Annotated in this window: 15 protein-coding genes; 12 read left to right on the forward strand and 3 right to left on the reverse strand. The window is 37.8% G+C overall.

Going from position 1 to position 13236, the window contains the following annotated elements:
- The first annotated feature begins 127 nt into the window (after positions 1-127).
- From FS486_RS15805 to rpsI, 6 genes are all read left to right on the forward strand, one after another.
- A complete protein-coding gene (locus FS486_RS15805; RefSeq protein WP_144512705.1) occupies positions 128-976 on the forward strand; it encodes an energy-coupling factor ABC transporter ATP-binding protein in 849 nt (282 codons plus the stop codon).
- On the forward strand, positions 952-1821 hold the full coding sequence (locus tag FS486_RS15810; RefSeq protein ID WP_144512707.1) for an energy-coupling factor ABC transporter ATP-binding protein: 870 nt from the start codon (positions 952-954) through the stop codon (positions 1819-1821). Before FS486_RS15805 ends, FS486_RS15810 begins: the two co-directional genes overlap by 25 nt.
- A complete protein-coding gene (locus tag FS486_RS15815) occupies positions 1821-2618 on the forward strand; it encodes an energy-coupling factor transporter transmembrane component T family protein (protein ID WP_144512709.1) in 798 nt (265 codons plus the stop codon). Before FS486_RS15810 ends, FS486_RS15815 begins: the two co-directional genes overlap by 1 nt.
- Before the next feature lie 15 nt (positions 2619-2633).
- Entirely contained in the window at positions 2634-3383 is a 750-nt protein-coding gene (gene truA / locus FS486_RS15820) for a tRNA pseudouridine(38-40) synthase TruA (RefSeq protein ID WP_144512711.1), read from the forward strand.
- Between the two features lie 168 nt (positions 3384-3551).
- Entirely contained in the window at positions 3552-3989 is a 438-nt protein-coding gene (rplM, locus tag FS486_RS15825; protein ID WP_144512712.1) for a 50S ribosomal protein L13, read from the forward strand.
- A 22-nt stretch (positions 3990-4011) separates the two neighbouring features.
- The gene (gene rpsI, locus FS486_RS15830; protein WP_144512714.1) at positions 4012-4404 is read left to right on the forward strand and encodes a 30S ribosomal protein S9; all 393 of its coding nucleotides are present in this window, start codon (positions 4012-4014) and stop codon (positions 4402-4404) included.
- 174 nt (positions 4405-4578) lie between these two features.
- Here the strand turns inward: rpsI and FS486_RS15835 are convergent, their stop codons facing one another.
- Entirely contained in the window at positions 4579-5979 is a 1401-nt protein-coding gene (locus FS486_RS15835) for an amino acid permease (protein ID WP_144512736.1), read from the reverse strand.
- 582 nt (positions 5980-6561) lie between these two features.
- On the opposite strand from FS486_RS15835, the gene FS486_RS15840 reads away from it, so the two are divergent.
- The 5 genes from FS486_RS15840 (at position 6562) to FS486_RS15860 (ending at position 10886) form a co-directional block, all read left to right on the forward strand.
- Positions 6562-7044 (forward strand): GNAT family N-acetyltransferase, encoded by a 483-nt coding sequence (locus FS486_RS15840; RefSeq protein WP_260858128.1) that lies wholly within the window; start codon positions 6562-6564, stop codon positions 7042-7044.
- Between the two features lie 30 nt (positions 7045-7074).
- Positions 7075-8286 (forward strand): MFS transporter, encoded by a 1212-nt coding sequence (locus tag FS486_RS15845; RefSeq protein ID WP_144512718.1) that lies wholly within the window; start codon positions 7075-7077, stop codon positions 8284-8286.
- Positions 8264-8977, forward strand: a complete 714-nt coding sequence (locus FS486_RS15850; protein ID WP_144512720.1) for a GNAT family N-acetyltransferase — start codon at positions 8264-8266, stop codon at positions 8975-8977. The genes FS486_RS15845 and FS486_RS15850 overlap by 23 nt, the downstream gene beginning before the upstream one ends.
- A 64-nt stretch (positions 8978-9041) precedes the next feature.
- Complete coding sequence (locus FS486_RS15855; RefSeq protein WP_144512738.1) at positions 9042-9755, forward strand: N-acetylmuramoyl-L-alanine amidase; 714 nt, start codon at positions 9042-9044, stop codon at positions 9753-9755.
- Positions 9756-9833: 78 nt separating this feature from the next.
- On the forward strand, positions 9834-10886 hold the full coding sequence (locus FS486_RS15860; RefSeq protein ID WP_144512722.1) for an Mrp/NBP35 family ATP-binding protein: 1053 nt from the start codon (positions 9834-9836) through the stop codon (positions 10884-10886).
- Positions 10887-10918: 32 nt separating this feature from the next.
- Here FS486_RS15860 and gerD read toward each other — a convergent pair whose 3' ends face one another.
- Positions 10919-11518 carry a spore germination lipoprotein GerD gene (gerD, locus tag FS486_RS15865; protein ID WP_144512723.1) on the reverse strand — a complete coding sequence of 200 codons (600 nt, stop codon included), beginning with the start codon at positions 11516-11518 and terminating at the stop codon, positions 10919-10921.
- 138 nt (positions 11519-11656) lie between these two features.
- On the opposite strand from gerD, the gene FS486_RS15870 reads away from it, so the two are divergent.
- Entirely contained in the window at positions 11657-12334 is a 678-nt protein-coding gene (locus tag FS486_RS15870) for a KinB-signaling pathway activation protein (protein ID WP_144512725.1), read from the forward strand.
- A 63-nt stretch (positions 12335-12397) separates the two neighbouring features.
- Here the strand turns inward: FS486_RS15870 and FS486_RS15875 are convergent, their stop codons facing one another.
- The gene (locus FS486_RS15875) at positions 12398-13057 is read right to left on the reverse strand and encodes a polysaccharide deacetylase family protein (protein ID WP_144512727.1); all 660 of its coding nucleotides are present in this window, start codon (positions 13055-13057) and stop codon (positions 12398-12400) included.
- Positions 13058-13236: the final 179 nt, after the last annotated feature.

Consider the following 13236-nt stretch of genomic DNA (forward strand, 5'->3'; position numbering starts at 1 on the left):
GATTGGTCTTGAGCAGCCAGTCTAGAAATAAGTTATAGAAGAGCGCATTTCTCTAAATGAGGTGCGCGCTTTTTTAATTTATCGTAAAATAGTTAGTACAGCTGAGATGAGCTAGAGGAGGTAAGTGATGAAACGCGAGATTATATCTTTACAAGAAGTAACTTTTACATATACAGAGGAAGATAAAGACTTACGACCTGCAGTAAATAACGTATCCTATACGATTTATAAAGGAGAATGGGTTGCAATTGTTGGTCATAATGGTTCAGGAAAATCAACGCTTGCACGCTTAATGAATGGTCTTCTATTTCCTCAGACGGGAATAGTACGAGTTTTTGGGGAAGCGCTAAACGAACAAAATATTTGGGAAACACGATCACAAATGGGAATGGTGTTTCAAAATCCGGATAACCAGTTTGTAGGTGCAACCGTTCAAGATGATGTAGCATTTGCATTAGAAAATAACGGGATCCCTTTTGAGGAAATGGTAGAACGAGTAACCAAGTCTTTAGTAAAAGTAAAAATGAGTGAATTTATGAATAGTGAACCCCACCATTTATCGGGAGGACAAAAACAGCGTGTAGCCATTGCTGGGGCCATTGCTTTACAGCCAAAAATATTATTATTAGATGAAGCGACCTCCATGTTGGACCCACAAGGAAGAGAAGAAGTTCTTTCTACCGTGCGACAACTAAGAGAGGAAACCGATTTAACTGTTATTTCGATCACACATGATCTAGAAGAGGCATTGCTTGCAGATCGAGTCATTATGATGAATCAAGGAGAAAAGTACGTAGAAGGGTCTCCTGAGGAGATATTTGAACGAGGACAGGAGTTAATCGATCTAGGCCTGGATCTTCCTTTTGCTATGAATATTTCTCGATTATTGAGGGCACAGGGAATTGAGTTGGTAGCAGAACATATGTCAGAAGAAGAATTGGTGAATGATTTATGGACATCACACTTCAACAAGTAAGTTACGCCTATGCGAAAAATACACCATTTGAAAAAAGAGCGCTTTTTGATGTAGATTTACATATCCCCTCTGGATCCTACCAAGCGATTATAGGGCATACCGGTTCGGGTAAATCAACAGTTTTGCAGCATCTGAATGCTTTATTAAAGCCAACAGAAGGTGTAATTAGGATTGGTGAAGTAGAAGTTAAAGCAGACAAGAAAAATAAACAGCTGCGAGCTGTTAGACAAAAAGTAGGCATTGTCTTTCAATTCCCGGAGCATCAGCTATTTGATGAAACAGTGTTGAAAGATATTATGTTTGGTCCAATGAACTTTGGTGTACCAGAGGAAGAAGCAAAACAACGTGCTATGGAGCTAGTCAAACTCCTAGGTCTACCGGATGAAGTAATGGACAAGTCTCCGTTCGACTTATCTGGAGGACAAATGCGGCGTGTGGCCATTGCTGGAGTGCTTGCAATGAATCCAGAAGTGCTAGTGCTTGATGAGCCGACTGCAGGACTAGACCCACGAGGAAGAAAAGAAATAATGGAGTTGTTTTACCGACTTCACAAAGAAAAAGGATTAACTACTGTACTTGTTACACATAGTATGGAAGATGCTGCTAGATATGCGGATCGTATTGCCATTATGCATAATGGGAAATGTGTATTAGAGGGGAAACCTCAGGAGATTTTCTCAGATGAAGATCGTCTGATGGACTATCGTTTAGAGCTCCCACAAAGTATTAAGTTCCAGAAAAAACTGGAACAAATGATGGGGAAGAAGTTACCTATCCTTTGTTTAACAGAGGAGTCTTTAGCGGAAGAGCTTGCGCATTTTATTACAAAGGAGCGTGAGTTGTAATGCTTGAAAAAATGATATTCGGTCGATTTATACCTGGTGATTCATTTGTTCATCGATTAGATGCCCGCGCCAAACTGGTTTTTGTATTTTTATTTATTGCGATTGTGTTTATCGCGAATAATTGGATTACATACGGGATTTTGCTAGTGTTTACATTTTTGATCATACGAATGTCTAAAATTAGACTTTATTTTTTAATTAATGGATTGAAACCGGTAGTATTTTTAATCGTGTTTACGTTTCTATTGCATTTATTCTTTACAAGAGAAGGTGCAATTATATTTGAATGGAAGTTTTTCAAGATATATGAGGAAGGATTGCGACAAGGAATATTCATTTCTATCCGTTTTTTTGTCCTTGTAATTTTAACATCTATTTTAACACTAACTACGACCCCTATTTCAATCACAGATGCATTGGAGACATTACTGAACCCCTTAAAAAAATGGAAGCTCCCAGTGCATGAATTAGCGCTAATGATGTCCATTTCCTTAAGATTCATTCCTACTCTTATGGATGAAACAGATAAAATAATGAAAGCACAAATGGCAAGAGGATCAGACATGACTACAGGTACTATGAAAGAAAGAATGAATGCGATTGTCCCCCTTCTTATTCCTTTGTTTGTTAGTGCATTTAAGCGCGCGGAGGATTTAGCAACTGCAATGGAAGTGCGAGGGTATAAAGGTGGAGAAGGAAGAACAAGATACCGCAAGCTTGAGTGGGAAAAAAGAGATACGATGATCTTCCTTTCTCTCGTAGTGTTGGCTGCTGTACTCGTCTATTTTAGATCATAAATGGGAGGTGCATGAATGCGACTACGGGCAATTATTAGCTACGACGGAAGTGGATTTTCTGGTTATCAAGTACAACCAGGAAAAAGAACCGTTCAATTGGAATTGGAACGAGTTTTACAGGCTATGCATAAAGGAACTATTGTGAAAGTGGTTGCTAGCGGAAGAACCGATGCTGGCGTCCATGCAACGGGACAAGTCATCCATTTTGATAGTTCGCTTACATTACCGATGGATCGCTGGAAAATTGCACTCAATGTCCAGTTGCCCGGTGACATCCGTATTTTGTCGGTCGAACAAGTGCAAGAAGATTTTCATGCAAGATATGATACGACCGGAAAAACGTATCGTTATATTTGGTCGTTGAATGAAGTGCATAGCCCATTTGAACGTAACTATAGTGTGCATGTGGAACGATATAAACCAAATATTGAATGGATGCAAAAGGCATCTGGTTACTTGCTCGGGACCCATGATTATTCGAGCTTTTGTGCAGCTAACACTAGTGTGAAAGATTTCGTAAGGACTGTCTATACGATCCGTTTTGAAGTGAAGGAAGAGACGAATCAATTGCATATGATAATCAGCGGTAATGGTTTCTTATATAATATGGTGAGAATAATTGCAGGAACTTTATGGGAAGTAGGAATCGGAAAAAAAAGTGTGGACGACTTGCCAGCAATCTTGCAATCTTGCAATCGAAATAATGCAGGGAAAACCGCTCCAGCACACGGTTTATACTTAGAAAAAGTGAAGTATTTACGATGAAGCAACCTTACCAGGTGTTTTTAGGAAAATGCTTGACTAAATAACATATTCGGGGTAAGATGATGTATGGTATTTTCATTAGCCCCACAATATAAGCCCCGAAACTTATTGGTATGAGGATATAGAAAATTTTAGATCGATTATGATTGAATTAGGAGGACAAAATACATGCGTACAACATTCATGGCTAAAGGTCACGAAGTAGAACGTAAATGGTTAGTAGTTGACGCTGAAGGCCAAACTCTTGGTCGTCTAGCTTCAGAGGTTGCAGCTATTTTACGTGGGAAAAACAAACCAACATTCACACCGAACGTTGATACAGGTGATCATGTGATCATTATCAATGCAGAAAAAATTCACTTAACTGGGAACAAGTTAAATGATAAAATTTACTACCGCCACACTCAATTTGCAGGTGGACTTAAACAACGTACTGCATTAGAAATGCGTACTAAGTACCCTACAAAAATGATTGAGTTAGCTATCAAAGGGATGCTTCCAAAAAACACAATCGGACGTCAAATGTTCTCGAAACTAAACGTTTACGCTGGAGCAGAACATCCACATGCAGCACAAAAACCAGAAGCATACGAGCTTCGCGGATAATAATTTAGAGGAGGACATACACTTGGCACAAGTTCAATATATCGGCACTGGTCGCCGTAAAAGTTCAGTAGCACGCGTACGTTTAGTACCAGGCGAAGGAAAAATCGTTATCAACAAACGTGACGTAGAAGATTATGTACCATACGAAACTTTACGTGAAATTATTAAACAACCATTAGTAACTACTCAAACTTTAGGTAGCTACGATGTTCACGTAAACGTTAATGGTGGTGGATTCACAGGTCAAGCAGGAGCAATCCGTCACGGTATTGCACGTGCACTACTTACAGTAGATCCTGATTTCCGTCCGGCATTGAAATCAGCAGGATTCTTAACACGTGACCCACGTATGAAAGAACGTAAAAAACCAGGACTTAAAGGCGCTCGTCGTGCACCTCAGTTCTCAAAACGTTAATCTATCAATGGTCAAGGCACTCTCCAATATATTTGGAGGGTGCTTTTTTATATGCTTTTTTACTTATGACCACCGATTGACCATCTGAGTTGTTGTTTGGTTTACTTTTTGCACTAAAAAAGACTGTAGATAACTCGTTTTTTTCGAGTTTTTCTACAGTCTGGGGATAACATGTTAGTTATTTAATTTTTTCTCGTAATCAAATTCAAATTCTACGTCCTCAGGTTTAACGAACTTCGTTTTATTCTTTAACTTATAACCAAACCATAAACAAAGGAAGAGAGGTATGCCTAAATATGCTGCAACAACACTACCCCAGTCTACTTTGTCTGCAAGGAAAGCTTGGAAGTTTTGGGCTAAAATAACGATTAATCCGCATGCAATCGCAAAAATTGTACCGATAGGAAACCATTTTGCTTTATAAGGTAATAGATCCAGTGAATGACCTTGCGCAACAAAAGCTTTCCGGAAACGATAGTGACTGATTGAGATACCGAGCCAAAAGATAAACCCAGTAATACCGATAGCATTCATCAACCAAATATAAACGGTACCGTCACCAAAGAAAGAAGCCAAAAAGGCCAGGGCACCGATAGCACATGTTAAAATCATACCAGCCACCGGTATTCCACGTTTATTAAGCTTGCCAAAGATCTTCGGAGCTTGTCCCTCTCTAGCCATGGAATATAACATACGAGTGGATGCATACAGACTAGAGTTACCTGCAGATAGAACAGCTGTTAAAATAACTGCGTTCATAAGTGATGCCGCAAAAGCAATTCCGGCTTTTTCAAAAACTAGCGTAAAAGGACTAACCAAGACATTTTCACTTTGTAAGCTCGGATGTGTGTATGGAATGATCAAGGCTATTACGAGAATTGCAAAAATATAAAATAAAAGAATTCTCCAAAAAACACTTTTTATAGCGATAGGTACATTTTTCGCTGGATTTTCACTTTCACCAGCAGCCACCCCAACAATCTCGGTTCCTTGAAAAGAGAACCCAGCTGCAATAAAAACAATAAATACTCCTATGGCACCTCCTGAAAAAGGAGCATCGTCAACGGTAAAGTTTTTAAATCCGATTGCCTCTCCACCCATGATTCCGAAAATCATCAGTATACCTACTACGATAAAGATAACAACCGCACTGACTTTGATTAAGGAGAGCCAGTATTCACCTTCTCCATACCCTTTAACAGATAAATAGTTCAAAAGAAAAATAAACGCTAAAAATGATGCACTCCATAACAATGATGGACTATCTGGAAACCAGAACTTCATAATCATCGTGGAGGCAGATAACTCTGCTGCTATGGTCATTGCCCAGTTAAACCAATAAGTCCAACCAATTGCGAATCCGAATGCCGGATCTACAAACTTTGTACCATACGTACTAAAAGAACCACTAGTTGGCATAAATGCTGCCATTTCACCTAGGCTTGTCATAACAAAATACACCATTGCACCAACTAAAATATATGCAAGTAACGCACCACCAGGACCAGCCGTATTAATCGCTGCACCACTACTTAGAAATAGTCCTGTACCAATAGAACCTCCGATTGAAATCATCGCTAAATGTCGAGCTTTCAATCCTCGTTTTAGTTTTTGCTCTTCTGGTTGATTGGCGGACTGTAAAAGGTTTTTTTCATTGTTTGGCACCACTATCTATCCCTTCTATTTGAGAATGAAGCGCTTTCTTTTTGTGGAATAATATTTATTTAGCGTAATATGTTTTATTTTGATTTGAACATAGGACCACATCCAGTGCTGTTAGGATATATAAACATAGCAAATATGACTATTCTGACAAAATAGGTGTTAAAAATATTGTCGCAATGTAATTTTAGTGATTTGTGTTGAAACAGTCAATTACTATTTTAAAATAGTAATTGGAAAAGAAGAAATATTTTTCATTTTATATCCTTATCTGATTTATAGTGGAAGGATTTTTTGTACCTGGAACTTTTTTATCTTTCCCAAGATTATAATGTGTTACGGGGATGTTGCTGGTGCCAGGCATCCCTGACATTTCTGTAACAACAAAAAGTTGTTGTTTCGTTGTTTTTTGAGGTGTATATTAAGTAAATATTTATTAAATAGAAAAAATTCAGTGGGTGGTGGGGAAGGATAGAGTTTACTTCTAAAAGGCTATTGTTTCGTTTGTATACCCAAGATGATTTTGAGTTTTTATATTCCATGTTATCTAATCCGGAAATGGTCCGTTATATAGGAAATGGAGTTACGCGAGATCAAAAAGGAACTCAGGCATTTTTGGAATGGATATATAGCCATTATCAAATGAACGAAGAGTTTGGTTTGAAAGTAATTGTCCGGAAAGCAGACAATATACCAATTGGGCATGCGGGGATTGTGCCACAACAAGTGCATGGCAAAGACGAACTAGAGGTTGGGTATTGGATTTCAAAGGATTACTGGGGAAATGGATATGCTTCTGAATCGATGAAAACTTTTTTACATAGAGGAGCAAACGAGCTTGGGATTGGAAGGCTTATTTCTTTAATACAACCGGGAAATCTTGCATCCCAAAAGGTAGCTTTAAAAAATGGAATGCAGCTGGAGAAGGAGGTTATTTTAAGCGGGCAAGATGTATGCATCTACTCGATCAAATTATAGAGAAACGATTCTAGGGAGCAGAGGTATCATATGAAAAACAAGTTTAATATAGTGACATCTACGATTCTTGTTAGTATTTTTATTGCAAGGTTTGGGACTTTTTTAGTCTTACCTTACTTAACGTTATTTTTATTAGATGAATTTCATTATTCTGGTGTTCAAATAGGTGCGATTATTTCTACGCTTGCTTTATCCAATTTGATTATGAGTTTCTTGGTAGGGCCTTATATTGATAGATTCCCCAAAAATAAAGTGATTATAACTGGGCTGGTCGGTTATTTAGGCTGTTATATATATTTCCCATTTATTGATCAGTATGCTGGATTTATATTATTTGCAGCATTACTTGGTGCCAGCCAAGCGGTTGTTGAGCCAACTTATCGCGTATTATTAAGTCTTTATACAGAACCAGAAAATAGAAGGTTCATATTTAATATTCGGTATTTCTTTATCAATATATCAGCCGCTATTGCCCCATTAACATCCGTGTTTTTTCAGCAGTTTGGAATGGAGAAATTATTCTTTGCTGTAGGCTTTCTTTTCTTTATAAATATTGTTACTTTTTCAGTCCTTTTTAAAAAATATCCAATGAAGCAAGTAACTGAAAGTAAGGAAAAGCCATCCATTTTCCACTCTTTTTATGTATTCAAAAGGGATTATGCATTTGCCATTTTTATATTAGCTTTGATTTTCATCAGTTTCGGATATAGCCAGTTTGACTCGACGTTTAGTCAGTATTTAGGTTTAAGGTTTAACCATGAGCTGGCGGTTCAATATTTTGCGTGGCTGATCACGACCAATGCTATCACGGTAATCATTATTCAATATTTTGTTTATAAATTGGGTGAAATTATTAGTACAACGTCATCTCTAATAATCGGCAGTGCTTTATTATCATTAGGACTGATTTGCTTTGGTCAAAGTGAGCAAATCCTTTTATTAATAGGTGCGATGGTTATTTTTACAGCTGGTGAAGTGTTGGTTTTCACAATGATAGATATTCACATAGATGAAATGTGTGCGGATCATGAAAAAGGAACTTATTTTGCTTTATCCGGTGTGAAATCGATTGGAAGAATTGCAGGTCCGAGTATGGGAGGTGTTCTTCTGGATAGTTTGAATAGCGGAGCACTTGTATTTGTCATTATTGGTGGAGTCACATTACTTGCAATTCCATCTTTTTATATTAGTAACCGTTTTAAAGGTAGGAGGACTATGCATGCAATTGTTCAGTCTGATTAAAAGTGAAAGAGTGTATTGGTTGGTCGATCAAGTCAAGGTGAGGGGCATGTCGGAAGAGGAGTATAAAGATGCGTTCACGGAAATTTTAAAAGCATATAAAGAAGAACAAATAGGCTATTTGTCATTACTAATGGATGAGTCATTTGAAGAGTGGTTACTCGCCAAGGGATTTAGAAAGATTTCTTCTATCGTCGAGTATGAGAAGAAATTGGAAGATTCGATGAGACTTGGAAGTGAATTTTTGTTTAATTCGCTTGCAGAAGGTCATATGTCAGATGCTGAATTCGCAGAGGCATATGAGTTATGTCGAACCGGAACTGTAAATAAAAACATACCTCAGCCAATAGAACAAGTAATGGCTTCGCTAGCTAACGAGCTAGGAGATGAATGGAGAAGCAATTGCTATTACTTTTTTATAAATGATAAGTTGGTAGGAATCAGTATTCCGCATATAGAGAAAGGAACACAACATGAGGGAAGAATATTTTACTTTGGAATTGTACCTGACATGCGTGGGAAAGGTTTAGGGACGAAGATTCATAAACTTACCTTAGAGTTGATGAAGAACGAAATTCAAGCTAGTTACTATATTGGGAGTACCGATATTAGCAACAATCATATGATTAATATTTTTACAAAAAACGGTTGTACATTAAGAAATAAAAAAGGAATATACAGGATAGAAAAATGATTAACTTAGCTATTCATACTCTTTGTCCCTCATACGTATAATGAGTGAAAAAGGAGCGATGAACCTGAAAAAGTGGCTAATTATCTTCGTATTATTTTTTATTTCCTTGGTTGCAGTTGTATACGGAACGAAGGCAAGCGATACCGGTTTTTTCTTGCCGGAACCGTTAAGTGGAGTGAAAGTTGTCATTGACCCAGGGCATGGGGGGATGGACGGGGGAGCAAGTAATGGTGAAACCATCGAACGAGATATTACGCTTGCAATGTCCCTAAAGTTAGAGAAAAAACTAAAGGCCCAAGGAGCAACAGTCGTCATGACACGTACTAAAGAAGGGGACGCAATTTCTGAGCATACCCCCGATGCAGAATTTCCGACAACCCGTGCTAGAAAACGGGCAGACTTGCTGTTACGAGAAGAAATTATGAACAATTCAGAAGCAGATATGGTCATTAGCCTACATGTGAATGCTGTTCCTGAAGAAAGATGGAGAGGCGCACAAGTATTTTACCACGCGCAAGGGCATCCAGGAGGAGAACTACTAGCTAAATCTATTCAGGGTTCCATTCGAGAAAATATTGGGAACACAGAAAGAGAAGCACTTGCCATTAAACAAGTGTATATATTGAAAAAAGCTAAGGCACCGGCAGTGTTAGTCGAAACTGGTTTTTTAAGTAATAATGAAGAACGAGAATTATTGCGATCCGACAAATATCAAAATCAAATGGTTGATGCTATTTCTGAAGGCGTAAACCGTTTTGTAGAGAACAATATTTACTAAGCGGATGTTAGGAATGTAGACACTCATATATGGTATACTATAATGCAAATAGTTATCCTAAAAGGGGAGTGTCTACAAATGATTAATGAGCAACAAGTCCGTAAGTTACTTGGGGAATTAAACGATCCCTTTTTACATAGAACTTTAGAAGAAACAAACGGAATTTCAGAGGTATCCATAAAAGAAGAAAAAAACCATGTCAGTGTTAAACTTGCAATTGCCAAAATAAACTCAGCAGAACAAATGCAACTACAAGGTAAAGTCGTGGAAGTATTAAAAAATGCCGGAGCAGCAACGGTAGGGATTCGTTTTGAGGAACTACCAAAAGAAGTGCTAGAACAGTTCCGCGGGAAAGCAAAGGAAAGTGACAGCGAAAACTTACTTTCACCGAATAGCAAAGTGAAAATAATTTCTATCGCTTCTGGTAAGGGTGGGGTAGGAAAGTCTACTGTTTCGGTTAACTTAGCAGTGGCCCTAGCACGTTTAGGAAAAAAAGTTGGTTTAGTTGATGCAGACATTTACGGATTTAGCGTTCCGGATATGATGGGAGTAAAAGATATCCCACAAATCAAAGAAGACCGAATTATCCCTGTAGAACGCAAAGGCGTAAAGGTAATTTCGATGGGGTTCTTTGTCGAGAATAATACACCAGTCGTTTGGCGCGGACCAATGCTTGGAAAAGTATTAGACCAATTCTTTAAAGATGTAGAGTGGGGAGAATTAGACTATTTACTTTTGGATTTACCACCAGGTACAGGAGACGTGGCATTAGACATCCACCAAATGTTACCTGCATCTAAAGAGATCGTAGTTACCACACCACACCCGACTGCTGCATTCGTAGCTGCTCGAGCAGGAGCAATGGCATTACAAACAGATCACGAAATACTAGGTGTGATTGAAAACATGTCTTGGTATGAAGCTAAATCTACAGGAGAGCGTGAATTTGTATTTGGTAAAGGTGGAGGACCGAAGCTTGCGGACGAATTACGTACAGAACTACTTGGCCAACTGCCTTTAGGACAACCAGATTGGAACGATATAGACTTCGCTCCTTCTGTATATGCTGAAACACATGAAACAGGAAAAATCTATTTAGAAATAGCTCAAAAAGTAATCGATAAAGCATAAGAAAAAGGCCGTTTCCACTAAGGGGAGCGGCCTTATTTTTGTGAGTCCTCTTTTGGTTTTTCATCAGAACCACCGGATCCGCCTTCAGATCCTCCACCACTTTCTTTCGAAGATCCAGCTTCTTCCACTAGTTTTTGCCACTTCGTTTGCAATAAAGGGCTTTGAATTGTTTCTTCTACCACTTTTTGCATCTCTTTACGCAAATCACTGGATTGTAGTACTTTTGCTAATTCTTTTTTCATATCAGCGGAGCCGAAAAAGCTTTCCAAGTCTTTCAAATAAGCAGGATCCTTCATCAAAGCTTTCATAAGTTCTTCTTGTTGCTTGACCATGCTTTTTGCCATAGTTTCTGAAAATTTCGGGTCCTGATAAACCTCTTTCCAAAACTCTTCAGCTTGTTTTGACAACATTGTTTGTTCCACCGATTTTTTCACTTCTTCGCTATCGATTACTAATAGCTCTTTGAATTGAGGGTCATCTAACAATGTTCGAATAGCCTTTTTCCCATCCTCTGTTTGTAATGCATCTATAAGCATTTTTTTATTCTCCTCGTAAGAAGGGGGAGTAGCAGAAGAGCCACTACAACCAGAAAGAAAACCAAGGCATATTAAAATAAGCGCAAAGTACTTCATTTTCGTCACCATCCTTTCAATTATTGTTCACATTTGTTTCAGAAATATGTATAGTAACTAGGAAGAAATAGATTTTTAGTAAAATGGTTGTTACAATTTGAATTAAGAAGAAATAGGAAATCTGGAGGAAATCTTACTGTGACTATACGAAATTGGTTTAGATTTTTTATAAATGCCACGTTAATAGGTGGAATTATCGCTGGTATTTTTGGGTTATTCATACGTTGGGATGATGCTTTTGCAAAGTATTTTGAAGCGGGGCAATGGGGTGAGTTTTTTGCCGCTTTCGCTTTTATGATTATCATGGGATTTACGATAAGTGTAATAGCACAAATGGGTTATTTCGCTTATTTAACAATTCATCAAATGGGCGTAAATATTTTCAGGACACTCACGTTGTGGAACTGGGTGCAGTTACTTATTATCGCATTTGTTATTTTTGATTTAATCATGTTCCGCTTTCGACCAAATGCGGAAACAACCGGGCAGATTTGGTTGTATGTAATTCTACTAGCAGTATTAATAATTACTGCTATTATTGTGGCTATTACAAAAGCAAACATGACCAAAAAACATACACTAATTTCTGCATTGTTTTTTATGATTGTAGTTTCTACACTTGAGTGGTTACCAGTTTTAATGGTACGAGCTGATAACATTGACAGCTGGGTAACATTATTATTGTTCCCAATACTTGCAGTTAATGCATACCAATTATTGGCTTTACCAAAATACAATGCAAAATCAGATGAAGACCGATTAAAATTAGAGGCCCGTCGAAAAGCAAGAAGAGAAGCTTCAGCCAAAACTAAATAAATGAAAAAACGGTACCGAGAAGTTTTCGGTATCGTTTTTATTTGCTTTTGAACAGCTCCCCTTTTATTCAGGATATGTTTTTGTATTCATTTTTAAACCGAATATGTTTTGTTCAATGGAAAGGAAGGGTTGAGAATTTAAGAACTTTGTCAGTTCCTTCATTTCTACCCGTTCGTCTTGATGGAGCGGTACCGAAAGAACATCTCCTTTTACTAGTACGGGAATTTCCCTATCCCAATATTTACTTGAGCCAAGCAAGTTCACTTCTTGTCGCCAAGCTAATTCTTGTAGCTCAACAGGGAACTGATAATCCACCGTTCGAAACCAAAGTGGTTTTTCCCCCATAACTTCTTCAAACTGGGCAACTTCTTTTTGAAATAAGTAAGGGTCCTCTATATAACTTGCCCCGTCTTTACCTAAAAGTCCAATTGGAATATTTTTGTCTTCCATAAGTTTTAATATGGCTCCAGAACGTTCCATCCATTCTGTACTTATAAAAAAGTGAGGATATGGTGCTTTCAAGTTTTCAAGAAGGGTCTCAATTTCATCTTTTCCAAACGTCAAATCAATGGTAACTGTTTTCCCGTATGTTCCCTTTGAAATTACAGCTGGCTTTTCGGTCAACTGAAATACTGGGAGCAAAGATGGATAACTTCGAGGAATAATGAATAGCAGAAAGATCAATAATGTTAATGTGCCTACTAAAAATAGCTTTGTTTTCAATGTCACACGCACCTTTTCAAATCGTTTTAATAAATTTTATGTTTTAGTGTTGACATTCATGTTAAAACGATGTTAAGATACAAAGGTCGCCAAAACAAAACGGCAACTTATACAATATGAACATTGAAAACTGAACATGCAAAACGTTAAGACATATAGCTAGAATGATTAACTTGTTA

The sequence above is a fragment of the Bacillus sp. FJAT-22090 genome, from assembly GCF_007676755.1.
GTDB lineage: Bacteria > Bacillota > Bacilli > Bacillales_A > Planococcaceae > Psychrobacillus.

Bases quoted from the DNA above. Each gene is read 5' to 3' on its own strand.
- FS486_RS15805 (WP_144512705.1), top strand. From the start codon at position 128: ATGAAACGCGAGATTATATCTTTACAAGAAGTAACTTTTACATATACA.
- FS486_RS15810 (WP_144512707.1), top strand. From the start codon at position 952: ATGGACATCACACTTCAACAAGTAAGTTACGCCTATGCGAAAAATACA.
- FS486_RS15815 (WP_144512709.1), top strand. From the start codon at position 1,821: ATGCTTGAAAAAATGATATTCGGTCGATTTATACCTGGTGATTCATTT.
- truA (WP_144512711.1), top strand. From the start codon at position 2,634: ATGCGACTACGGGCAATTATTAGCTACGACGGAAGTGGATTTTCTGGT.
- rplM (WP_144512712.1), top strand. From the start codon at position 3,552: ATGCGTACAACATTCATGGCTAAAGGTCACGAAGTAGAACGTAAATGG.
- FS486_RS15835 (WP_144512736.1), bottom strand. From the start codon at position 5,979: ATGATTTCAATCGGAGGTTCTATTGGTACAGGACTATTTCTAAGTAGT.
- FS486_RS15845 (WP_144512718.1), top strand. From the start codon at position 7,075: ATGAAAAACAAGTTTAATATAGTGACATCTACGATTCTTGTTAGTATT.
- FS486_RS15850 (WP_144512720.1), top strand. From the start codon at position 8,264: ATGCAATTGTTCAGTCTGATTAAAAGTGAAAGAGTGTATTGGTTGGTC.
- FS486_RS15860 (WP_144512722.1), top strand. From the start codon at position 9,834: ATGATTAATGAGCAACAAGTCCGTAAGTTACTTGGGGAATTAAACGAT.
- gerD (WP_144512723.1), bottom strand. From the start codon at position 11,518: ATGAAGTACTTTGCGCTTATTTTAATATGCCTTGGTTTTCTTTCTGGT.